The organism is Rhizobium sp. BT04, from assembly GCF_030053135.1.
GTDB lineage: Bacteria > Pseudomonadota > Alphaproteobacteria > Rhizobiales > Rhizobiaceae > Rhizobium > Rhizobium binxianense.
This window is the reverse complement of the sequence record NZ_CP125650.1, coordinates 115,114-136,035: the sequence shown is the minus strand read 5'-3', so window position 1 is coordinate 136,035 and position 20,922 is coordinate 115,114. Positions and strand designations below refer to the sequence as shown.

General features: G+C 57.2%; 21 protein-coding genes and 4 pseudogenes. 7 read left to right on the top strand and 18 right to left on the bottom strand.

Going from position 1 to position 20,922, the window contains the following annotated elements:
- Positions 1-21 precede the first annotated feature (21 nt).
- From nifT to QMO82_RS03880, 14 genes are all read right to left on the bottom strand, one after another.
- On the bottom strand, positions 22-234 hold the full coding sequence (nifT, locus tag QMO82_RS03945; RefSeq protein ID WP_004678514.1) for a putative nitrogen fixation protein NifT: 213 nt from the start codon (positions 232-234) through the stop codon (positions 22-24).
- 4 nt (positions 235-238) lie between these two features.
- A complete protein-coding gene (locus QMO82_RS03940; protein WP_008536544.1) occupies positions 239-556 on the bottom strand; it encodes a nitrogen fixation protein NifZ in 318 nt (105 codons plus the stop codon).
- 64 nt (positions 557-620) lie between these two features.
- On the bottom strand, positions 621-827 hold the full coding sequence (locus QMO82_RS03935) for a 4Fe-4S binding protein (protein ID WP_008536545.1): 207 nt from the start codon (positions 825-827) through the stop codon (positions 621-623).
- 34 nt (positions 828-861) lie between these two features.
- Complete coding sequence (gene nifB, locus QMO82_RS03930; RefSeq protein WP_029875523.1) at positions 862-2,340, bottom strand: nitrogenase cofactor biosynthesis protein NifB; 1,479 nt, start codon at positions 2,338-2,340, stop codon at positions 862-864.
- 213 nt (positions 2,341-2,553) lie between these two features.
- On the bottom strand, positions 2,554-4,242 hold the full coding sequence (gene nifA / locus QMO82_RS03925; protein ID WP_011053431.1) for a nif-specific transcriptional activator NifA: 1,689 nt from the start codon (positions 4,240-4,242) through the stop codon (positions 2,554-2,556).
- 219 nt (positions 4,243-4,461) lie between these two features.
- Positions 4,462-4,761 carry a ferredoxin family protein gene (locus tag QMO82_RS03920; RefSeq protein WP_004678523.1) on the bottom strand — a complete coding sequence of 100 codons (300 nt, stop codon included), beginning with the start codon at positions 4,759-4,761 and terminating at the stop codon, positions 4,462-4,464.
- 12 nt (positions 4,762-4,773) lie between these two features.
- Entirely contained in the window at positions 4,774-6,081 is a 1,308-nt protein-coding gene (locus QMO82_RS03915; RefSeq protein WP_008536548.1) for an FAD-binding protein, read from the bottom strand.
- A 9-nt stretch (positions 6,082-6,090) separates the two neighbouring features.
- Positions 6,091-7,200, bottom strand: coding sequence for an electron transfer flavoprotein subunit alpha/FixB family protein (locus QMO82_RS03910; RefSeq protein ID WP_004678527.1), 1,110 nt, complete (start codon positions 7,198-7,200; stop codon positions 6,091-6,093).
- 15 nt (positions 7,201-7,215) lie between these two features.
- A complete protein-coding gene (locus QMO82_RS03905) occupies positions 7,216-8,064 on the bottom strand; it encodes an electron transfer flavoprotein subunit beta/FixA family protein (RefSeq protein WP_004678528.1) in 849 nt (282 codons plus the stop codon).
- Between the two features lie 176 nt (positions 8,065-8,240).
- The gene (gene nifW / locus QMO82_RS03900) at positions 8,241-8,624 is read right to left on the bottom strand and encodes a nitrogenase stabilizing/protective protein NifW (RefSeq protein WP_004678534.1); all 384 of its coding nucleotides are present in this window, start codon (positions 8,622-8,624) and stop codon (positions 8,241-8,243) included.
- Between the two features lie 339 nt (positions 8,625-8,963).
- Positions 8,964-10,160, bottom strand: a complete 1,197-nt coding sequence (gene nifS, locus QMO82_RS03895; protein ID WP_004678544.1) for a cysteine desulfurase NifS — start codon at positions 10,158-10,160, stop codon at positions 8,964-8,966.
- Positions 10,161-11,129: 969 nt separating this feature from the next.
- The gene (locus QMO82_RS03890) at positions 11,130-11,447 is read right to left on the bottom strand and encodes an iron-sulfur cluster assembly accessory protein (RefSeq protein WP_004678546.1); all 318 of its coding nucleotides are present in this window, start codon (positions 11,445-11,447) and stop codon (positions 11,130-11,132) included.
- Positions 11,448-11,975: 528 nt separating this feature from the next.
- The gene (rpoN, locus tag QMO82_RS03885; protein ID WP_011053429.1) at positions 11,976-13,427 is read right to left on the bottom strand and encodes an RNA polymerase factor sigma-54; all 1,452 of its coding nucleotides are present in this window, start codon (positions 13,425-13,427) and stop codon (positions 11,976-11,978) included.
- A 75-nt stretch (positions 13,428-13,502) separates the two neighbouring features.
- Positions 13,503-14,042 carry a peroxiredoxin gene (locus QMO82_RS03880; RefSeq protein ID WP_004678566.1) on the bottom strand — a complete coding sequence of 180 codons (540 nt, stop codon included), beginning with the start codon at positions 14,040-14,042 and terminating at the stop codon, positions 13,503-13,505.
- A gap of 527 nt (positions 14,043-14,569) precedes the next feature.
- Between QMO82_RS03880 and QMO82_RS03875 the strand changes: the two are divergent.
- Together QMO82_RS03875 and QMO82_RS03870 are read left to right on the top strand one after the other, a co-directional pair.
- Positions 14,570-14,788: pseudogene (locus QMO82_RS03875) on the top strand (cobyrinic acid a,c-diamide synthase); the annotation flags it as partial.
- 57 nt (positions 14,789-14,845) lie between these two features.
- Positions 14,846-14,935 (top strand): annotated as a pseudogene (locus tag QMO82_RS03870) (L,D-transpeptidase); the annotation flags it as partial.
- Here the strand turns inward: QMO82_RS03870 and QMO82_RS03865 are convergent.
- On the bottom strand, positions 14,925-15,641 hold the full coding sequence (locus tag QMO82_RS03865; protein ID WP_010009905.1) for a Crp/Fnr family transcriptional regulator: 717 nt from the start codon (positions 15,639-15,641) through the stop codon (positions 14,925-14,927). The pseudogene QMO82_RS03870 and the gene QMO82_RS03865 overlap by 11 nt on opposite strands.
- 596 nt (positions 15,642-16,237) lie before the next feature.
- On the bottom strand, positions 16,238-16,411 hold the full coding sequence (locus tag QMO82_RS03860; RefSeq protein ID WP_010009909.1) for a hypothetical protein: 174 nt from the start codon (positions 16,409-16,411) through the stop codon (positions 16,238-16,240).
- A 306-nt stretch (positions 16,412-16,717) separates the two neighbouring features.
- Here QMO82_RS03860 and QMO82_RS03855 point away from each other — a divergent pair, with 306 nt between their 5' ends.
- The 5 genes and pseudogenes from QMO82_RS03855 (at position 16,718) to QMO82_RS33750 (ending at position 20,114) form a co-directional block, all read left to right on the top strand.
- Positions 16,718-17,896, top strand: coding sequence for a cytochrome P450 (locus QMO82_RS03855; RefSeq protein ID WP_042120111.1), 1,179 nt, complete (start codon positions 16,718-16,720; stop codon positions 17,894-17,896).
- A gap of 20 nt (positions 17,897-17,916) precedes the next feature.
- A complete protein-coding gene (locus tag QMO82_RS03850; protein ID WP_004678571.1) occupies positions 17,917-18,171 on the top strand; it encodes a ferredoxin in 255 nt (84 codons plus the stop codon).
- Positions 18,172-18,338: 167 nt separating this feature from the next.
- On the top strand, positions 18,339-18,929 hold the full coding sequence (locus QMO82_RS03845; protein ID WP_011053426.1) for a nuclear transport factor 2 family protein: 591 nt from the start codon (positions 18,339-18,341) through the stop codon (positions 18,927-18,929).
- 48 nt (positions 18,930-18,977) lie between these two features.
- A pseudogene (locus QMO82_RS03840) lies at positions 18,978-19,324 on the top strand (SDR family oxidoreductase); the annotation flags it as partial.
- Between the two features lie 454 nt (positions 19,325-19,778).
- On the top strand, positions 19,779-20,114 hold the full coding sequence (locus QMO82_RS33750) for a hypothetical protein (protein ID WP_011053424.1): 336 nt from the start codon (positions 19,779-19,781) through the stop codon (positions 20,112-20,114).
- Positions 20,115-20,254: 140 nt separating this feature from the next.
- Here QMO82_RS33750 and QMO82_RS03835 read toward each other — a convergent pair.
- Together QMO82_RS03835 and QMO82_RS03830 are read right to left on the bottom strand one after the other, a co-directional pair.
- Positions 20,255-20,542: pseudogene (locus QMO82_RS03835) on the bottom strand (reverse transcriptase domain-containing protein); the annotation flags it as partial.
- Between the two features lie 111 nt (positions 20,543-20,653).
- Complete coding sequence (locus QMO82_RS03830; protein ID WP_164736476.1) at positions 20,654-20,920, bottom strand: hypothetical protein; 267 nt, start codon at positions 20,918-20,920, stop codon at positions 20,654-20,656.
- Positions 20,921-20,922: the final 2 nt, after the last annotated feature.

The window sequence follows — 20,922 nt, the reverse complement described above, 5'->3', positions numbered from 1 at the left end:
TCTTACCTCTCGTTTGCAGCATCAGTCCTCGTCAGGAATCTTCCTTGCGTGGACGGTGATCGGCAGAGGCGTATCCCGCGATAGCTTGGGCAAGACGAGTCTCCAGCCGTTCCTGAGAGTGATCGTGCCGCCCCACATGTCATCAGCCTCGACATCTACGATCGGCTCTTCGAGATCTTTCTTTGGTACGTAAGCCGACAAGCCGGCGCTCGTTCTGCGAATCATTATCTTCATGTCGCTATTCCTTCGTTGGGGGCCCCGCGATTTCAGCAGGGCCGCAAGCAGCGGCGTTGTCTAGACTCGTCAGTTCACGGGCACGCATGCCGACGATAGTGCCACGTTCGACCCATTCGACGGCATAGATGTAAAACTGCTGGAGAAAGGTGCCGATGTCGCGCACATAGCCTTCGTCGCCCTTCCGCACCAAATTTTCGCCAATTTTTTTGCCAGCATAGGTGCCGTCATTCTTTACGTGAAGTCTGGCCCGCACCCGCTCGCCGGGTGTAAATCGTGGAGGCCTGTGAATTTCGACCTCCTGTTCACGTCCAAGGCCCATGGGCATTCCTCCTTGCAGGATGTCATTGAAGGCTTCTCCGCAGGAGCCCCGACCATGCTGAAGGTCAAATCGCAGGTGCGGCGGGGACGCAGGTCTTCGGCACGGGGCAAACCTCCGCGCATTGCTGCGTTTCGAAGGTACCCTTGCATTCGGTGCATTTTTCCGGGTCGATAACGTAGATCTCACCTTTGAACCTGATCGCACCGGAGGGGCATTCGAACTCGCAGGCACCGCACTGGGTGCATTGGGACGCTATGATCCTGAAGGCCATTTTTAAACTCCTGAAGATGTCGGATTAAGAGCGCTCACGCCGTCGCCGCTTGTGGTTCGACGCCAAACTTGGCGGCGTAGAGGGTGCCGATGGCGGTCTCGATGTAGTCATAGCAATAAGCATCCGTTGCCCGAACCCCGGCCTCCATGAGCTTAGTCTTAGGGCACTCCCCGATCTTGGCGCATAGCACGACGTCAATACCGACCAGCGCAGTTATGATGCCGTCGAGGGTGGCTTCCTCGCCCCTGCCTCCGAGGCAATACTGTTCGATCTTGCGATGCCCGACGTAGGTGATGCCTCTCGACGAAGCTTCGTATACTTGGAACTCCTTCGCGTGGCCGAAGTGCTCGTTGATGCGACCGCCACCCTTTGTCGCGACCGCGACGTGGAGGGACCCATCGCCGGCTGCTTTGACTGTCTCGATTGCCTCGCTCTTGGCGGTCGCGTGATCGCCGCGTTCGCGGGCGATCACTTCCCGATAGGCCTCGCGCTTACGGGCGTCATAGGTGATCTCTCCGGGAAGCTGGTCGAGTGCGAACTCCTGGCCCCGATCATCCCCAAGCAGGCCGACGGCATCGGCCCTACACTGCCGGCAATGGCGCATTAGCTTTGCGCCGCCTTCGAGACGATCCTGGAGCGCCTTCAATTCGAGCGCCCGCGGGCCGCGCTGTCCGGTCAAGCCGTAGTAGGTGCCATGGGCCGGATCGGAAATAAGCGGCATGACGTTGTGCAGGAACACCCCCCGCTCCTTGACCCATTTATTTACCTCGACCAGGTGTTCGTCGTTGACACCAGGAATCATCACCGAATTGACTTTGGTGATGATGCCGCACGCGGTCAGCATCTCCAGGCCCACCATTTGCCGCTCGTGCAGAATTCTCGCAGCTTCGATGCCGGTGTAACGACGGTTGCGGTAAAAGATCCAGGGATAGATCTTTGCGCCGATTTCAGGGTCAACCATGTTGATCGTAATTGTCACGTGATCGACATTCATGTCGACAAGTTCGGCGACGTGATCCGGCAGCGCAAGCCCGTTGGTGGAGATGCACAGCTTGATGTCGTGGATCTCCCCCGCAACTCGTTCGAACGTTTCCTTTGTCTTCTTCCAGTCGTAACAGGCATCGCCCGGTCCGGCGACACCCAGCACGGAAAGCTGCGGCACTTCGTTGGCGACGGCAATGACCTTGCGCAGCGCCTGGTCTGGCGTCAACTTTTCCGAGACGACCCCAGGGCGGCTTTCGTTGGCGCAGTCATATTTACGATTGCAATAGTTGCACTGGATATTGCAGGCTGGTGCGACCGCGACATGCATGCGCGCGAAATAATGGTGAGCCTCTTCTGAATAGCAGGGGTGGTTTTTGATCTTCGCCCAGATAGCCTGGTCCACGTCGGCCGGTTTTGTGGACACGCCACATGACGAGGATGTGCAGCCACTCGGTTTCGCGGTCGCCAGCAATTGATCCAAGGATGTCGTGCTGGTCGCACTTTCAAGCGAAATCATCGGTGCGGACATTGAGTGCTCCGTTGCTAGTTGACGTCGCCTTTCAAAACGCAAAAGCCATGCCATCCCAAGGACGGGATTTGCTTTAAGAATTTGCATTTATTGCCCGTTTCCGACCGTGTTCGGACACAGACTTGTCAAGCTTCCGACAGTCGACAAAAGAGTTGTCCGTAAGCCACCAAACCAGGCATTGGAGATCGAGAAGGTCCAACATCACCCAGGCGCTTAAAGCTTTTTCACCTCGATGCGATGCTGGCGTAGAGCATAGCCGACCTGACGAGGCGTAAGGCCGAGAATACGAGCCGCTTTGGCCTGAACCCATCCGGCCTTTTCCATCGCCTCGATCAACCGGTCCCGTTGCGTGAGGCGCGACTCCATTGCGGGACAACCGGAACCGTGCGGATCACAAGCCTTGACGGAAGATACCTCGTCCGACGCACCGATGCTCCCGCCCGAGCGCGGCGATGAAGTCGGCATCACATTGCTCCGGGCATGCCCATCGACGGTGATGCCGCCGGGCGACCCGTCGGTTTTCCAGAGGAGCGACGAAAGGCACTGGCTGTTCTTGCAGGCAAAATCAGACGAAACGATCGAGCTTGAACGCGCAAGGGTGGCAGTCCTTCGCACGCAGTTTTCGAGTTCCCGGACGTTACCTGGGAAATAGCATTGCGACATCACCTCGATCGCCGACGACGAAAACGTCAGCTCGCGTTGGTTCTCCTTGTTGAATCGGTCAAGAAGAGCGTTCGCAAGGCGTGGAATATCGCCGGGTCGCTCTCGAAGCGGCGGCAGGACAATTGGAACTACGCTGATGCGGTAATACAGGTCGGCCCTGAATTCGGCGTTTGCAACAGCCATCTCGAGGTTCTTATTCGTGGCGCATATGAGCCGGACGTCGACCGCAAGCGTCTTGGTTCCGCCCACCCTCTCCAGTTCGCCTTCCTGCAGGACGCGCAGCAGTTTGGCTTGAAAGGCGGGCGAAATCTCGCCAATCTCGTCAAGCAGAAGCGTTCCGCCATTTGCCAGTTCGAAGCGTCCGGCGCGCTGCGCGATGGCCCCGGTGAAAGCCCCTTTTTCATGCCCAAACAGCTCCGATTCCAGGACGCCTTCGGGCAGCGCGGCGCAGTTCAATTTGACGAACGGCTTGTTTTTACGAGGGGAAAGTTCATGGATCGCCTGTGCAAAAAATTCCTTGCCGGTGCCGCTTTCGCCCCGCAGAAGCACGGTGGAATTCGTCCTCGCCACCACCGAGACGGTTTCAACCACCTGCTGGAGAGCCGGGCTATCCCCGATAATCCCGTCGATTTTGACGGGTGGATGTCGGCCCGGCGCGCCCCTTTGCGCGATGATCGGCTTCTCCGGTCTCTCTTGTTCGCCGATAGGTCGCCGACCCTCCAGGTTCAGGAAACGATGAAGCCTGATCGTCCGACTGACCAGATTGGCGACCATGGTCAGAAAGCGAACGTCCTCGTCGGCGGGGAAGGGGGCGGCGTCGTTCCTGACGCGATCGATCGATATTGTGCCAAGTATTTTATTATCGGCTTTTACCGGAACGCCAATAAAAGAAATCGGGACGGTGCCGCTGCTCCAAGGCGGTTGCGGCTCAGCCTGAAATAATTCGGACTTGCTGACATCCTTTACGATTAAGGGCATACCGGTCGTCGCGATATGGTCGATTACGGCCTTAGGTATAACGCCTCGAGCGGCTGATTGAGAGGATGGGGGGATGTCGCCAGTTGCGGCAATCTCGGGCTGACCTTCAGCGTCTAGAACAACGATTGCTCCGCATCGAATCTGCAGAAAGGAAGAGAGGACGTTCACGACGTTGGCAAGCGTAATCTCTAGCCGGGCGGGGGCAGTCAGTACCTTTGATATCTCGTAGATTCCGCTGCGCTGCGTGCCCGCTTGGCGCATAGGTCCAGCAGGTAGCGCAGATAGGGGTTCCGCTCCATCGACCGGTCGGGCGGGCATGTGGGTCATTATATGGCCTTGGGTTGTCTAACGTTTCTTATCACCCTTGCTTGCATGTATATATAGTAATTTCTAATACCAATCTGCAACGCGCACCTCTGCAAGTTTCCGATGCGCCCGTCTGCAAACCCAAGTTGGTTCTGAATCGTGGAGTTGCAACCTTTATCCGAACTTGAAGAGAACGCCGAAACCGCCTCTCGGATAGTTCCACTCGATATCTCCACTTGCCTCGCAGAGTACGCGGCACGTGCCGCACTCCATGCACCCGTCGGCGATAACCTCCACTTGGCCCTGGTCATTCAATTCGTAGCACTTGGCCGGACAGACACTTGTGAGGGCATACAGATTTACGCTTGGCCAATCGTGTGGACGCACCCTAATATGCGGGCGTCCGGCATCGACCACGTATCGATTTTGGTAAAGCTTGTCCTCTACGCGTATGTTCGTCACTGCAACCGTCATCTCATCTCTCCTTTATCGCCACGCGCGCGCCAAGCGAACCGCGTCACCAAACAGCCCCCAGCGGGAGCGTGCCTTGATGAAGGTGCCCGTGGTCGCCCGTTCCTTGTCGATCTTCGGGGTGCCATCGACTCGCACAAAGTTCTGTGCGGCCTGCGACAGCAACCTTGGATAAGTCGTGAAGAAATTGCGGGAATTGGTGTGCAGCAGGGCAGGCATGTCCTTGTATTTCCGCAAGTCTTTGATAACGAACGACTTTTCAAGCATCGACTTGTAAAGGGAGAGGTTCTCCTTGACCATCGGCTTTTTGCGATTCTTGATCTGGACGATTGCTTCGCCGGCGATGCGCCCCGACGTCATGGCGAGGTTGGACCCCTCGCGGTGCACCGCATTATTAAGTTGTGCCGCGTCGCCGACGACGACCCAGCCGTCACCAAAAAGCTGCGGAATTGCCTTGTAACCACCTTCTGGAATGAGATGCGCCGCATATTCCTTGACTTCCGCTCCTGCGATCAGCGGCTTTACCGACGGATGGCTTTTGAATTTTTCGAGCAGATCATAAGGACTTTCCATTGTTGCCGCGAATTCGGAGACAAGGCAGCCAATGCCGATCGAGATCGATTCTTTGTTGGTGTAGAGGAAGGCAAGCCCGGCCATGTTGCGAGAGATCGTGCCAACTGCCTCGATGACGCAGCCTTCATTGGCCTGGAGGCCGAACCGCTGGTCAATTACCTCTTCGGCCAGGAAATGCATTTCCTTGACGGCGAGCGCGACAGTTTCCGGTTTTGGCGTGTCACGCAATCCAGCACGCGTGCCGAGCAGCCCATTGACGCCCTCTGCGAGAACGACCACGTCAGCAAGAATCACGTCGCCGGCGCGGTCGGTGCGAACGCCAATCACCTTGCCCTTTGGATCACGAACGAGTTCCGTCACGGTCGTCTCGCATAGAAGCGTCGCTCCGGCCTCGCGCACCTTGCGTGAAAACCATTTGTCGAATTGGGCGCGAATGACCGTGTAGCGATTGTGTCTCGACTCGTTGAAGTCGTCCGACCGGTATTGCATACCGATGTGGGACGAGTCGTCCATCATCCAGAAGCGCTGCTCGACTAAGTGCCGCTCCAGAGGCGCATCATCCCGGAAATCCGGCAGGATTTTCTCCAGCATGTCCGCGTACATGATGGCGCCCTGCACATTCTTGGAGCCCGGATACTCGCCACGCTCCAACTGCAGCACCTTCATGCCGCGGTTCGACATCGTGTAAGCAGCTGCGTTTCCGGCCATGCCGGCCCCGATAACTATGGCGTCGAAGTTTTCCTCAGTCATGGGGCGCCCTCAGTTTGCAAGCTTATCGCGACTGTGCGGCGACAGTCGATGGGTGAAGAGTTCCGTTAATGACGGCAGTAAACGGATCGCATCGGTGACGACGCCGAGGTGGGCGAAATCAAAAATCGGCGCGTTAGGATCGGTGTTAATGGCTAAAATAAGATCAGCTCCCTCGACGCCAACGCGATGCTGGATGGCGCCGGAAATGCCGGCTGCTATGTAAAGCTTCGGCCGGATAGTTTTGCCAGTTTGGCCGATCTGCCGATCAGCAGGCATCCAGCCCTTTTGGACGAGGGGGCGCGAACAGCCATAATCGGCCCCGATCGTCCGCGCGAGTTTCTTCATAAGCTTCACGTTCTCCACCGCGCCGAGACCGAGGCCTCCAGCAACCACGACGTCCGCATAGGCGAGATTCGCCGTCGCCGACTGGCCATCGGACAAGAAACCGAGGACCTTAGTGACGATCTCTTCCTCGATCATCGACACTTTGTGTTGAATGACGCGTCCGATCTTATTATTCCCGCGCGGAGGCATGGCCATGACCCTCGGCCGGACCGTTGCCATCTGCGGCCGGCAGTTGAGCGTGTAGATCGTGCAAAGCAAGGAGCCGCCGAAAGTCGGCCGGGTCGCCGCAAGCGAGCCGTCCGCATCCACATCAAGTTCGGTGCAATCCGCCGTGAGCCCTGTCAACAAGGTCGTCGCCACGGAACCGGCAAGGTCGCGCCCGAGCGTCGTTGCCCCTAAAAGAAGGATTTCCGGTTTGTAGTTAGTAACCAGATCCGTCAATGCTTTGGTGAAAGGCTCATTTCGGTAGTCGGCGAGCAGTGGGGCCTCGACGAGGTAGGCCAGGTCGGCGCCATAAGCAAAAGCCTCGGCGATGGCAAACCACGTGGCCTCTCCCGGTGGTCCGAGAACGACGCCGGCAAGCTGGACGCCCAGCTTGTCGGCGAGCTTGCGGCCTTCGCCGAGCAGCTCGAAGGAGACGGGATGCACCTGATCGCGCTCCAGCTCGATGAAGACCCAAACGTGCCGATGGTCCTTAAACTGATCGGGCAGCTCTTTCTTCATGGCGGCACGGCCAGCGGCTGGAGGAGGGCTCTCTCGATTCGTGCTCAACATCGTCGCTCCTTGCCTTCATTCGCCGTCAAAGGCGAGTTCGCTTTCGAGCGCCGGCTGGCGCAAAAAGATCCCAGCGATCAACTCCTCCGCGAGATCGCGCGGTGTTTTTTCCGCGGTGTCGATCTGCTCCGCCTTTTCCGCCCGCTCAGGAGGGGCAAAGACCCTCTTAACGACGGTTGGCGAGCCACGCAGGCCGCACTTGGTGAGGTCCTCTATGCCAGCGTCGGCCGCATTCCACTTCACGATCTGGCTGCGCGCGGCCCGTAGCGCGTCATCGAGCGAGCCGCGGCGGATTTCGTTTGTGCCTTCGAGCATTGTAATTAGGCAAGGGAGCTTGCTCATCAGCGTCTGCGTGCCCCCTTCCGAGCGGCGCTCCACCGTAATCTCGCGCCCATTGATGTCGACAGAGACGATTTTGGCAACGTAGGTGAGCTGCAGGAGGTCGAGGCGCTTGGCGATGCCAGGCCCAACCTGGGCGGTATCGCCGTCGATGGTCTGTTTGCCCGTAAAGACGATATCGGGCGTACCGAAGGCCTCTCCGATCTTCGCGATGGCTCGCGAAAGAGCAAACGAGGTCGCCAGAGTGTCGGAGCCGGCAAAATGACGGTCGGTCAAGAGTACGGCGCGGTCGGCGCCGTAGGTGAGCGCCTTGCGCAACGCGTCCTCTGCCATGGGCGGCCCCATGGTGAGCACGGTCACCTCGCCGCCATGGCGGTCGCGCAACTGGAGCGCCTCTTCAAGGGCGAACAGATCATAGGGGTTGATGATGGTTGGCACCCCCTGACGCATGATTGTGTTCGTCACCGGATGCACTCGTATTTGTGCGGAGTCCGGTACCTGTTTGATACAGATAACTATGTGCATGGCGGTTTCTTACTCCCTCCCTCTATGGGTGGCGGGCTTGTCAGTACACATGCTTGCGTGCATCATTCGTGCCAACCGTTTGGCGTTCTCTATCACATTGAAATGGCTTCGATTCCGACGTTGCTAGCATATGACTGAATTGTAAGCTTCCCGACATTGTCGTGTCGCAACCGTGCTCACTTCTTTTCGAACGGCTTCAGGAAAGAGTCTAACGGGACAACGGTGCGGCCGGGTGTGACAGGTCTGTTCGGATTGTGGTCCTTGAGCACCTTGAAGACCCGGTGCGAGAGCGGCGCGGAGGTCGCGAAATCACAGTAGGCCCTTTCCAGTATGGCACGGGCACGAGCAGCGATTACCCGGTCTGGGAGATGGGAGAAGTCCTCTGCCGCGAGGTATTGGCCCATACGCTTCATGATATGGAGTCGTGAGACATCGAGAACCTTCGGGTCATAGGGGACCCCTAGGGCTTCGAAGAACTCCTCCGCAGCCGAGAGAGATTTCAGCCGATTGAGGATGTCTTTGACATCGACGGGACTGCTGTCAGCGGAGCAACGGCACATAAGATTCCCCCTGGTCGTGAGCGGTGATCGCGAGATCGTTCTCCCGTAGCTTAAGCTGCAACGTACGGAATGCGTGGTTCGACGCGGCTAGGCGCAAGGCAGTCGCGTTGCAACTGGAGTCGGCATAGGCTGATGGTCGGATGCGATCCACCGATGGTGTCGAGAGATTGATTAAGATGATATGGCGCTGGGCCCCCTCCATGAACACGCATGGGCGGTGAACCGGCGATCTATGTGACTGAGAGCCCCGGCTTTTACCTGATCGTTCATACGATGCCGGTGCCGTCATGCAGGTCGTATCGGTGAAAAGGAATTGCCGTTTCATGAGCGTGCCTGCTCCTACTCCCCTGAACGAACCCGGCTGCTCGTGTCGGCCACGTGGCCGGAACGGGATTGGCTCCGGAGCCTTTCAACGATGCCCGGTAAAACTTCGAGCACCCGGTCGACATCCTCGTCACAGTTATCGCGCGAGAACGAGAAGCGGATTGTTCCGTGCGCCATAGCATGAGGGATATCCATTGCCCTCAAGACATGGCTCGGCTCCAGCGAACCGGAGGAGCAAGCAGAGCCGGAAGAGCAGGCGATGCCATAGCGGTTGAGAAGAAGGAGCATACTGTCTCCTTCGACACGTTGAAAGGCGATGTTCGCCGTGTTCGGCAACCTCTTAAGCCTATCGCCGGTTACGAAGGCGCCTGGAACACGCTGGACAATGCCGTTCTCCAATCGATCTCGGAGCGACTTTAATCGGGTGCTCTCGTCGTCTATTGATTTCAGGGCGAGTTCGGCAGCCTTGCCTAAACCGACAATCCCGGCCGTATTTTCTGTCCCTGCGCGTCGGTCGCGCTCCTGATGACCTCCCTTGATCAGTGAGGAGAAAGATAAGCCCCGCCTGAGATAGAGTGCACCAATGCCTTTTGGTCCATGGAATTTGTGTCCGGACAACGAAAGCATGTCGATTGCAGTAGGTTGGAGGTCCATTGGAACCTTGCCGACCGCCTGGACCGCGTCGGTGTGGAAAAGTGCACCGATTCTCTTGGCCATCTCGGCAAGCTTAGCGACCGGGAAAATGGTTCCCGTCTCGTTGTTCGCCCACATGATCGAAGCAATCGCTACACGATGAGTGAGGGCGGTCTCATAGGCGTCAAGATCGAGACGTCCATGTCGATCCACTGGGATCCTGTGTACCTTAATGCCGCGCGTCTTCTCCAGATGGCCGCAGAGTGTCAGCACCGCTGAATGCTCGACTGCGGAAGTCACGATCTCTGTGCGCTCAGGCATCACCTCCAGCGCCGAAAGGATCGCCGCATTGTCGCTTTCCGTCCCCCCCGAGGTGAACACGATCTCATGATCGAACTCGGCGCCGATCAGCGCTTGCAATTGCCGGCGCGCCTTCCTCACCGCCTCGCGGATAGAGGAGCCAAAAGCGTGCGTCGACGAAGGGTTTCCAAACTGATCCGCAAAGAACGGCAGCATGGCTTCAACCACTTCAGGATCGACTCTGGTCGTTGCATTATTGTCGAGATAGATCGCTCTCATGGGTGGATCTCGACTGAGGGGAAGCGGTGACAATGCTGCGGCGTCTTGCACATGCTGTTGTTTGCTAACCTCGGGCAAGCAGCGCGGGGTGGAGTCGTGCGATGGCGCGTCATGCGATCTTGTTGGCATCGATAACGTCGCATCGCCGCCATCAGTAGGAAGGGAAGAACGTTGTGCGCTCGCGCCTTTTCCAACGGTTGGATTCGCCGCGGCTGCTTAACTAGATGGGTCGCCAGCTTAGCTTGTCGCTGAGAACTGAACTGTTGCAGGCTGCGGCGATTTTTAGACCCTGTCCTACGCGATTGCCGGCTACAACATCGATTTCGACCCTGCCAATTTCTCCAGGCCTCAGATTTCTGTTGTGACGGTCTGATCGTCCTCCTCTGCCGGAGCGAGGCTTTCGACGACCAGTACTGTATAAACCGCTGACACGTCTTCGACGGCTTGAACGAGTGTCGTCCGTCTACTGCCAGATCTAGCGAAGTGAGCGACTTGGTCATGAAATCAAGCCTCTTGACACGCACGCGTCTTCGCTCACCTTTCCTCGGCGCGGAACTGCTTGCAGAGGGAGCGTCTCCTTTGGAATCCTGGCCCGGATGCCCGCCAAAAAATTTTGCTGCCTCAGGATAATCCGTTGATGAGCAGACCTTTTTCTCCGGCAGCAAACCGCTTAAAAAGCCTGCTGTCTCCTGACGGACGGTTTGAGGCGCTTCGGCGGGCTTTAGGGTTATGAGTTCGGCCAGCGCTGGCGAGAAGGCGGTCGCTGGGTTGGAACGCAAGGACGACGGCGTCACCAGAAACGCTCCCACCGTTGGATCGACTCCAATTATCAATTCAGGCCCTCTACCGTAGGAAACTGCCGCGGTCTCGCTGAGGGGATTTTCCTGCACGCCGTCGTTCTTCGGATTGAAAAAGGAAACCATGACCTTTTCGCAATAATTCCGCATGGCTCTCTCGCTTTCTCGGTGATCAGCCGAAGGATTTGCCGCAAGTGCAGTTCTGGTGCGCATTGGGATTGTCGAAGACAAAACCGGAGGTTTCTGGTCCCGTCACGAAGTCGATCGTCATGCCGTTGATGTGTGCTTGGGAGTCTGCGTCAACGAACACCTTGACCCCATTTGTTTCGATCACCGCGTCGCCCTCGCCCTGGACGCTTTCTAGCCCCACCAGGTATTTGTAGCCGGCGCATCCACCTGCCTCGACCGCGATGCGAAAGCCTTCCGCCTGCTCGGCTCGGGAAAGCGTTACGTTCATGATGGCGGCGGCATTCTCTGTGAGCTTGATCATGGGATGATTCCTTTTTGTTCGATGGCGCATTTTCGGATTACCGTGCATGCGTCGTGCCAAGCGGTAAGGAAGGCCAAGAGTTCGATCAGCCCGCGTGTTGTATTCCTGCGTCGTCGAACATCGGAGATCTCGAAAGCGCGCCAACTCCAGAACGTCTGCCCGCGTATCTCCGTCTATCATTTTCGGTTGAGGCTCTCGTTGCCGCCGCACCGAAATCCCAGCGGTTCGGCGAAAATGAATGGGAGGCGACAACTGCTTCTAGATTTGTCGCTTGCGCGACATAAAAATTCTGCACGAGTTTCGTGATTAACCGCTTAGCCCCTAAGCGCTTGGGCTATGGAACAGACATCTAATCTTTTCTAGAACGTTAGCTTAAGCGGCCGGAACAACTTTTGAAGCTCCCGTGACGAGGCTGCGGTCGCCAGCCCATATGAAGTCGATCCTCCATGGAGAGGACTAGGCACAATGTCACATGTGCCTCAGTTCCGCGGTTTTTGGGAAAAGGGCATCACCTACGGTACAAAGGACTTATCCCTCCGCGGCCGCCAGTACAAACCGTTTCTCCCGCCGGCGTTGCGCGGACGAGGGGATGTTCATCGCCTCGCGATATTTGGCGACTGTGCGGCGAGCAATGTCGACGCCTGTTTCCTTGAGCTTGGCAACGATGCCATCGTCGGACAGCACATCATGGAGCGTCTCTGCGGCAATAAGTGCCCTTATCTGATGGCGCACAGCTTCGGCCGAGTGCGCGTCACCGCCTTGTGAGGACGGGATCGCGACGGTGAAAAAATACTTGAGCTCGAACACGCCGCGGGGCGTGAGAATGTATTTGTTCGACGTTACCCGACTTACAGTGGACTCGTGCATGTCGATCGCGTCAGCGATGGTCTTAAGATTGAGAGGGCGAAGATGAGCAATGCCATCTTCCAAAAAGACATCCTGGTGGCGCACGATTTCGGTCGCCACCTTAAGGATCGTCGTGGCGCGCTGATCGAGACTCCGAACCAACCAGCTCGCGCTCTGGAAGCATTCGTTGAGGAATGACTGATCTTTCGAGCTTTGGGCGGTTAGGCGAGTAACTTGCGCAAAATAGGTTTGGTTGATCAGTACCTTGGGCAAAATCTCCCGATTAAGCTCGACGTGCCATCCGCCTCCCGGCGAGGGTAGGACGAAGACGTCGGGTATGATGGATTCCGACCTTGCGGACTGGAACTGGTTTCCAGGCTTTGGGTCAAGTGCACGAATTTCGTTCAACATATCGAGAAGGTCGTCTTCATCGACCCGGCAACGTCGCTTCAGTGCTCGAAAATCGCGTCGCGCAAGCAACTCGAGATTTGCGACCAGAGCTGCCATGGCCGGGTCGAACCGGTCTCGTTGGCGCAACTGAATCTCGAGGCATTCGCCCAGACTTCGCGCAAATATGCCCGGCGGGTCAAATAGCTGCAAAGCCTCAAGAACCCGCTTCACTCCAGCCTCAGGGCTATTTAGCCTCTCTGCTAGCTCCAGAAGGTTCACTTGCAGATACCCAGTGTCATCCAGATGGTCGGCAAGCGCGCCAGCAATCAGCCGCTCCTGGGGTGTGAAGGCAGTGAGGGCGATCTGATGGGCGACATGTTCGTGCAATGTCTCAGTTGAGGCGGCGAACTCATCCAGGGAAGGCCTTTCCCCCGGCGAAAGGTTGCCTGTGTCACGGATTGATTTCCAGGGACTAGACAGCTCAGGCATGTCCGTCCTGGCCGGTCCATCAACGTGGTCTTCGCGTGCGCTGATATTTGGATCATCCGCCGCAGTTGGCGATACGCCAGAAGCCCCGCCGTCATTCGACGCCAGGTCGAGAAATGGGTTCTTCTCGATTTCCTGTTCCACGAACTGATTCAGTTCGGTGTGCGCCAGCTGCAGCAAGCGAATAGACGCGATGAGCTGGGGCGTAATAACCAGCGATTGCTGCTGACGCTGATGAAGGCTTGTAAAGGACTTCATGGTTCGAGCAAAACTCCTATCGTTCGGCGCAGGTGTGCACGACAAGTCGTAGCTGCTGGTCGTTGGCTTCAATGCTCATACGAAGGCTGGGGCCTTAAGGCATTTCAAAATGTTTTGCGGCGAAGAAACGCCATACGGATCGGTTGCGCAGTTGTCGCCAAAGCCTTCTTCCTCGAACCACCCCTCCACGACGCCATTATTGATCACGGCAGCGTAGCGCCAGGAGCGCAGACCGAAACCGAGATTGTCCTTGGCGACGAGCATACCCATTTTCCGAGTGAATTCTCCCGAACCGTCCGGGATAAGCTTGACATTTTTCAACCCCTGAGACTTGCCCCAAGCATTCATGACGAAGGCATCGTTGACGGAGAGACAGTAGATGTCGTCAATGCCATTCTTCTTAAACTCGACATAAAGACTTTCGAAATCAGGCAGTTGGAAGGTGGAGCAGATTGGCGTGAAGGCGCCCGGCAGCGAAAAAAGGATTACCCGCTTACCGCTGAAATAGTCGTCGGTCGTCTTGTCTTCCCAGCGGTAGGGGTTGGGACCGGATATAGACTCGTCGCGAACCCGCGTGCGAAAGGTGACAATAGGGACCTGCTTTTCCATGGTCATCAATGAAGCTCCTCTAGGAAAATTTATTTGCGGCCTCTCAGTCACGGCTAACACGAATCCGACCTCGGCCCACACGCCAGGGCAAGCAAGCGTCATGCCATTTGGCCTGAAGGAGATGGACTTGCGGTCAGCACAGGGCCTTCGTCGCCGCACTCGTGCGCTGCTCGTGCGGGCGAGCGAATTGTGAAGCCGTTGTGCCGCGCTGACGGCCGGGCGCTGTTTCGGCTACTTCCGACCGCATCTCGATCAAGGTTTCTCTGCCGCCTTTTAGAACCTTAGCATACTGCCCGCCAGTCCGGTCGCGGCGGGAAGGCGCGGGTCACGGGGTTTGAGGTTCTGCTCGTGCGTATGTCTACCCGCGCACGTTTTCTTGTTTGAAACTGCACAAGAAAGTTTGAGGTCCGACAAAAAGGGGGCGCCAGGCTCGGACCGCGCATCGAAAAATGGTGAAACGCAAACGGCTCCGATAATTTCGTCACAGAAGACGACGATGGCGGATATCCGCAGGTTGGGGGCGTGAAGAGCTCGCAGCCGCCAATATCGATCGGCTGATGCCGACCGGCACCCGGGTCGCGCTATGTAGCCTTTGGCCTACGAGCATTTGTTGCTCGGCTGACGTCGCCGCGGAGCTGATATTTTGTTCCTCTCACCGCTCACCGCTCAGCTCGCTGGCGACCTGCTGGGCGCCCGGCGCCGATGGCGACGCCACCCACCTGCCCGGCGGCTATCCCGAGCTGCAAGCCGGCGGCTCCGGGACTAGAAGTTTTCTCGCCCGGAATGCTCGATGTGGTAGCGCCCGGCACGTCCGTCTGCATCCCGACAATGCCGCCTAGTTCTTTACGCTGGCGCGCCAGGCTGGCCTTTCCAATACGCGGGTGGTAATTACCCGCTGATTTTCTTTGCGAGCGCATCCATGTCGGGCACGGTGATATGCCGGATGTTCTCGATGCGGATGACGCCCTCTTTGCGAAGCCGGGTCAACTGGCGGCTGACGGTTTCGATCGTCAGCCCGAGAAAGTCGGCAATCTCGGCACGCGATAGCGGCAGATCGAAGGCAGTGCTCGTCGCCGTCTCGGCGTGGGCGGCAATGAGGTGGAGCAGGCTTGCGACCTTCTCCTCGGCGGTCCGCCGGCCGAGCGTCAGCATCCATTCGCGCGCGGCATCCAGCTCGTTCAGCGCCTGAGCGTGCAGGCTACGCTGCAATTCCCTAGTCTCCAATATCATGCGTTCGAGCAAATTGCGGGGGAACACGCAGATCTCCGCATCGGTCGCGGCCTCGGCCGACAGCGTGCTTTCGCGCACGAAGGGGCGGCCGACGAAATCGGGGGCGAATTGCAGGCCAACGATCTGCTGGCGCCCGTCCGACATCACCTTGCAGAGCTTCACCACGCCGCGCGTGATGTTCGAATAGAAAGAGTTTTCCGATCCTTGTGCAATGATCTCGCAGCCTGCGTCGACCTTGCGGCGCAGCGAGTGGCGGCCAAGTTCGCTAAGCTGGCCAGCCGACAAGGCGCCGCAAACGACGCCGTGCCGCGCCTGGCAGGAACGGCAAGCGACGGAAGTGCCAATCACGAGAACCTCACTGCGTGCGACGTCCATGTCCTGATCCCTTCGAAAACCGCCTATGCCGGACATGCCCGAGACGACCACGCGGCCGTTGCGACTTCGGCTATCCCTATTTCTTCCAGCGCGTCTTTGATGGCTATCAATTTCATCGGGATTGCGATTTGATCCAGATCAAATCTCCGTACCCACGCTCTTGCCGTGCCAGGCAGGGCAGTTTGTGGATTTGTTTCGGACGGCATTTTCGGCCCGCCGCTTGAGCGGGCTTTCTGCGGCCATCGCCTTCCGTCTCGGCGGACGGTAGGCCACCATACCCATTGCTGTCAGGCAACACCCAATCGGCAGATTGCCGCCGACTCTTAGGGTGGTGTCGTCGGGCTGGTAGAACTGACATTCAGGACAAAGGAGTAGCACGCTTCGAGCTGTTCCCGGAATTCCGCCGCTAGCTCGATGCCACAATTCAAAGCTACCCACCCTCAAGCTATCCCACTGCATCGCAGTACATCAGGACATTCGTTACTCGTCGCGCTGTCTCTGGCCCCCGGCTGTGGTGGCTGGAAAAAAGTCGCACCTGAATAGATGGCATCCGGCACCTGATGTCGGGTTTTGTTAGATACGCGACACGGCCTTGATCAGCCAATCTTTAGTTCTGCCTTGAGCCAAAGCGCTGAAAGGCAATTGAAAAATTTCTTTCCGGCCAAATCAATCAAATTGGCATGAACTTTGAAGTTCTTCTTGCGGGGCGGCAAGGACTGTCGGCCGGTTTCTTTGGTGACCGCCATGGAGCGGAGGAAATCAAAATGCATCTGTGCTCAGAACGCATTTACCGGAAGAGAGGTACCCGTGAAAATCCGATGTCGACCGGAAGGGCGGGCGAGGCATCCAAGAAATTTCGACTTCGGCCAACAAAGCAGCGTGGATTTCGAGCCGCACGGCGATCTGATCGCTGCATCGCATGTCATTGGCGCCTCGCGCTGCTGAGATTGGAAATCTGGCGCTCAACGATTTTGCTCGCTCCCTCTCCGAGGAGAATTCGTTCTCGGCGAAGGGGCTTTGATGACAGGAGAAAAGCAGTGGCTACCATTAGGGTTCCAGAACATGTCCCTCCCGAAATGGTGAAGGACTTCAGCCTGTTCACGTCGCCCGGCATGGAGCGCATGCCAAATGGGGATCCGCACGCAGCTGTCGCTTGCCTCCATAATGGACCGAGAATCTTTTATTCTCCCTGCAATACGCGCGATGGCCGAGGTACCTGGGTCATCGTTCGCGCTCAGGACCAACGCAAATTGCTGCAGGACACCGGAACCTTTTCCAGCCATCGGAGCCTTTTCGCCTCGGCGCTTGGCGAAAACTGGCCGCTGATCCCGCTTGAACTCGACCCCCCGGCTCACAGCGTGTTTCGCTCACTTCTCAATCCGCTGCTTTCGCCCAGGCGGATAATGGAGCTTGAACCGGCGGTCCGTGATCGGGCGATTGCGTTGATTTCCAAGATTTCCGCGTCGAGCACAAGCTGCGACATCTTGACGGACTTCGCCTTTCCTTTTGCGGTTAGTATCTTCCTCCGTTTGCTCGGCTTATCCGATGAGCGCCTCAATACATTCGTGGGCTGGGGGAAGGACCTGCTCCACGGCGACGGCATCAGACGAACCGCAGCCGCCCGAACAATTTTGGCGTTCATCGATGAACTTGCAGCGATGCGCCGCAAAGAACCGGCCGACGATTTCATGACCTTCGTCGTGCAGGCAAAGGTCGACGGCCGCCTGTTGAGAGACCAGGAAATCCATGGAATAGGCGTGCTTCTATTCGTCGCGGGACTGGACACCGTGGCAACGGCGATCGGCTTTGACCTGGCCTATCTCGCGCGCAATCCGACAGAACAGGAATTGCTGCGGAGCAAACCGGATCGAATTGTGCTCGCAGCCGAAGAACTGCTTCGCGCCTATTCGACCGTGCAGATGATCCGTGTGGCGACGAAAGATATCAATTTCGAAGGCGCGCCGATCCGTAAGGGTGACTACATTTCCTGCGCCACGATGATTGCCAATCGTGATCCGGTGGAATTCGAAAATCCGAACACGATCGATTTGGCACGAGAAGACAATCGCCACACCGCTTTTGCGTACGGTCCCCATCGCTGTCTTGGATCACACCTTGCCCGGCGAGAGATCATCATCGGCCTGGAGGAGTGGCTGTCGCGCATCCCTGACTTCCGTATCAAGGATGGTACGGCGCCCATCACCTATGGGGGCCACGTGTTTGGAATGGAGAATCTGATCCTGGACTGGTCCTGATAATTGAGAGGAGGAAAGACATGGAGTACCGTATGCGCGTCATAGTGCACACTTCCAAATGCCAAGGTCATGCAAGATGCTGGGCCCAAGCGCCCGAAATATTCAATCTTGACGACGAGGGATACATACTGCCCGGTGCAATCGATGTCGAGGAGAGGGACGAACTGTTCGCGTCGCGAGGCGCTCGATCCTGCCCTGAACGTGCGCTGGAGATAGATTGCGTTTCGGATGCGTTGCTCGATCGCCTTTTGTTCAACCAACATTGTGGGGGTTGAAACGCAACGCAACTGGTGCATGACGGCGCCGTCGCTGTCCAAACACCTTACCCGCAGCTCTCCCATTGGTGTCTACTTCTAAGGGCAGTTGTTTACATGCATGCCTAAGCAGAGGGAGGGTTTTTCCTTACGTCAGCCGAGCAGTTGAAAGCTGGCTGCGTCACTGGATGGGTAAGCGCCCCGATATCAGATGTGCGACAAGCGATGAAACACAAAAAAAAATTACCGAATTGCTCGACCGCGAGGCGCTCCGCGACTGCCTCTATCGGTATTGCCGCGGGATAGACCGCGCCGATGAAAGGGCGCTGCGCAGTTCCTACTGGCCCGATGCACGTGACAATCACGGGACCTATCCCGGTTCGGCCGAGGGCTTCATCGAGTTCGCCCTTGGTGTCTTCAAGACGGGACCGCGCAACATCCATCAAATCACGAACATTCTGATTGAGTTCAGCAGCCCGGAAAAAGCCGCCGTCGAAAGTTACTTCGCCGCACTGCAACGCGCACCGGACAAGGCCGGAACGCTAAGTCAGGCCCTGATCTGCGGCCGCTATTGCGATCTGTTCCTGAAAAAGGGAGGGGATTGGAGAATTGCCGAACGGACGGTGGTCTATGATCTAGTCGAGGAGCAGATCTTGGCCGCGGCATCCGAGACTGAGCAGTTCGGCCACCGGCAGCCGATCGGAGCATCATGTCCCGATGACCCCGTCTACGCATTTAGGAAGACTGCATTCCTTCAAGAGGATGAAAGTGAGACTTGATCGATCAGGATTCAGCCTCGAGATCGTCAACGTTGGTCAGGGAACTTTTACGTGCGCATGCCGATGGTTTCGGAACTTGAACGCGCGGGCAAGATAGACCTCACCGCGGTGCGCAGCCGGGTGCCAATGGGTCGCGTGGCGCGTCCAGACGAAATTGCCCGAGCGGTGCGCTTTCTCGCCAGCGCGCAAGCGTCACCGGGTCTGTGGTGACCGTCGACGGTGGCTGGAGATCGTTTAATAACCGGGGTAGGCGCACCCGCCATGCCCGGGACGCCACGAGCCGAACTCTTCCCTCCTGCCGAGCACTCCACCGCGCGAATTGCGCTTGTCATGGCGGGGCGGACTGCATAGGCGCTGCCGTTGTGCGCCGCTTTGCGGAAAACGGCGACGCGCTTACCAGAACACTGCCGGAGCTGCTCGGAGTTTTCTCCCTCGTCTGCGGTTGATTGGCGCGCATGCGGCGCTGCCGATTTGTTGAAACGCGACGCGATATTGTTCGGGCGCTGTTGATGCAGTTGCATTTAGGCTCCGAGCAAATAGGAAAACTTTTCCTAGGCTCTTTTTGCAGCTGGCACGATTTTTGGATCTACCACATGCCGAGAGATTGGAGTTTTGTTTATCAGCAATGGGCGCCGAGTCGACCGTAATGGTGAAGTGGGGCTTCATACGACCGTATGGGCCTCCCGAAGCCGCCTTATACTTCTTGACAAGCTGGAAAATCGCCAGCGAGGGTTGGGCCAAATGAAAGGCTCGAAGAGGAGGAAAAGAGCATGAACGGCGTTATGTTTCGGACCGTCCACCGCGGTTCTGCCATTGGCGAAGAAGACGTCAAACTGCAACAAGGGCGACGTGTGTCTGTCCCGGCTGCAAATTCAGGTGCGATGTCGCCCCTCGTACCGAGTGAGGTCGCTCGTGCACTACTTTAAGCCGTTATTAAAGCGTTCTCATCAGGTGTTTGTAGCCGACGACGGGAGTATCTGGATCGGGAAGGAATCCCAGAAATCAAGAAAGATCATCCAATCTCCTCCGCCTTGGGTCGCCGGTTTGGTTTCGAAACTGGACGGCGAGTATACACTACCAAGGATACTGAGCGAGCTTAAATCAGAACGGTATGACGTCACCAAATGCGACGTTCACGATTTCGTCTCTGCCCTTGCTAGCTGTGGCCTCATTGAAGAGAGCTGAGCCACTTAAGTTGGAGACTGGGGTCAATCGGGCAATGGTTGCCCCATGTCCGGCCGCGGCGTTGGAACTGGCTAAAAGGGTTTCTCATCAAGGGCGATCACGCAACGAGCGTTCGACGACAAAATGGGGTTTCGATGAAAGAGATCATGCGGAAGATTGTCGAACAGCCCTTTGATGTCGAATTCCAGAACCCAATCGTACTTCCAGCACCGCTGACGCGTTACCCCAACGGCATCCAAAGCCGACTTCATCGGCCTGTAGCCATAGGAGTCTCGCAAGAAGAGCGGCCCTAAATCCGGCTCAATCATCTGCTTGACCACCATCTGCGCGATCCGATCACTGACCGTCGGCACACCCAAAACCCTTTCGCCTCCGGTCTTCTTTGGAATGGAGACGACGCGCACCGGCGGCGGAAAGTAAGCCCCAGCCACCACGGCTCTTTATCGCAGCAGTTCGGACTGGTTTGAGACCCGCTCCTGAAAGCCGATCCCGGAGGGCCATCCTCCATCATTCACGCAGCTTCACGTTACGGGGTTAGCTCATACTGAACTCCTTCCGTGCCTCTGCAGCACACTTTCGTCGATGAAGATCAGCTGTTCTGGATCGAGATCAGTTGGCCGTCGAACCAGACACGCCGGCGCTTTAGGACATCCGGCTGGTTCCGCAAAGCCAATTTTTTCGCCGATACCAAGCTCGACGAATACCTCAAAGCCCTTTTCTGTGTAGTACGGCACTTCATTCGGCACGATCATAGTGCGGAATTCAGAAGGGTATTTTTCGCGCACGAAAACGATTTGTCTAGACATGT

What these genes read in the sequence shown, in the direction of transcription:
- QMO82_RS03850 (WP_004678571.1), top strand. Translation starts at nt 17,917, where the DNA reads ATGGAGTACCGTATGCGCGTCATAGTGCACACTTCCAAATGCCAAGGT.
- QMO82_RS03920 (WP_004678523.1), bottom strand. Translation starts at nt 4,761, where the DNA reads ATGACGGTTGCAGTGACGAACATACGCGTAGAGGACAAGCTTTACCAA.
- QMO82_RS03860 (WP_010009909.1), bottom strand. Translation starts at nt 16,411, where the DNA reads ATGCATTTTGATTTCCTCCGCTCCATGGCGGTCACCAAAGAAACCGGC.
- QMO82_RS03915 (WP_008536548.1), bottom strand. Translation starts at nt 6,081, where the DNA reads ATGACTGAGGAAAACTTCGACGCCATAGTTATCGGGGCCGGCATGGCC.
- QMO82_RS03845 (WP_011053426.1), top strand. Translation starts at nt 18,339, where the DNA reads ATGGGTAAGCGCCCCGATATCAGATGTGCGACAAGCGATGAAACACAA.
- QMO82_RS03880 (WP_004678566.1), bottom strand. Translation starts at nt 14,042, where the DNA reads ATGACCATGGAAAAGCAGGTCCCTATTGTCACCTTTCGCACGCGGGTT.
- QMO82_RS03905 (WP_004678528.1), bottom strand. Translation starts at nt 8,064, where the DNA reads ATGCACATAGTTATCTGTATCAAACAGGTACCGGACTCCGCACAAATA.
- QMO82_RS03935 (WP_008536545.1), bottom strand. Translation starts at nt 827, where the DNA reads ATGGCCTTCAGGATCATAGCGTCCCAATGCACCCAGTGCGGTGCCTGC.
- QMO82_RS03865 (WP_010009905.1), bottom strand. Translation starts at nt 15,641, where the DNA reads ATGGACGTCGCACGCAGTGAGGTTCTCGTGATTGGCACTTCCGTCGCT.
- QMO82_RS03890 (WP_004678546.1), bottom strand. Translation starts at nt 11,447, where the DNA reads ATGATCAAGCTCACAGAGAATGCCGCCGCCATCATGAACGTAACGCTT.
- QMO82_RS03830 (WP_164736476.1), bottom strand. Translation starts at nt 20,920, where the DNA reads ATGTCTAGACAAATCGTTTTCGTGCGCGAAAAATACCCTTCTGAATTC.
- nifB (WP_029875523.1), bottom strand. Translation starts at nt 2,340, where the DNA reads ATGTCCGCACCGATGATTTCGCTTGAAAGTGCGACCAGCACGACATCC.
- nifA (WP_011053431.1), bottom strand. Translation starts at nt 4,242, where the DNA reads ATGCGCCAAGCGGGCACGCAGCGCAGCGGAATCTACGAGATATCAAAG.
- nifT (WP_004678514.1), bottom strand. Translation starts at nt 234, where the DNA reads ATGAAGATAATGATTCGCAGAACGAGCGCCGGCTTGTCGGCTTACGTA.
- nifS (WP_004678544.1), bottom strand. Translation starts at nt 10,160, where the DNA reads ATGAGAGCGATCTATCTCGACAATAATGCAACGACCAGAGTCGATCCT.
- nifW (WP_004678534.1), bottom strand. Translation starts at nt 8,624, where the DNA reads ATGTGCCGTTGCTCCGCTGACAGCAGTCCCGTCGATGTCAAAGACATC.
- QMO82_RS03910 (WP_004678527.1), bottom strand. Translation starts at nt 7,200, where the DNA reads ATGTTGAGCACGAATCGAGAGAGCCCTCCTCCAGCCGCTGGCCGTGCC.
- QMO82_RS03855 (WP_042120111.1), top strand. Translation starts at nt 16,718, where the DNA reads ATGGTGAAGGACTTCAGCCTGTTCACGTCGCCCGGCATGGAGCGCATG.
- rpoN (WP_011053429.1), bottom strand. Translation starts at nt 13,427, where the DNA reads ATGAAGTCCTTTACAAGCCTTCATCAGCGTCAGCAGCAATCGCTGGTT.
- QMO82_RS03940 (WP_008536544.1), bottom strand. Translation starts at nt 556, where the DNA reads ATGGGCCTTGGACGTGAACAGGAGGTCGAAATTCACAGGCCTCCACGA.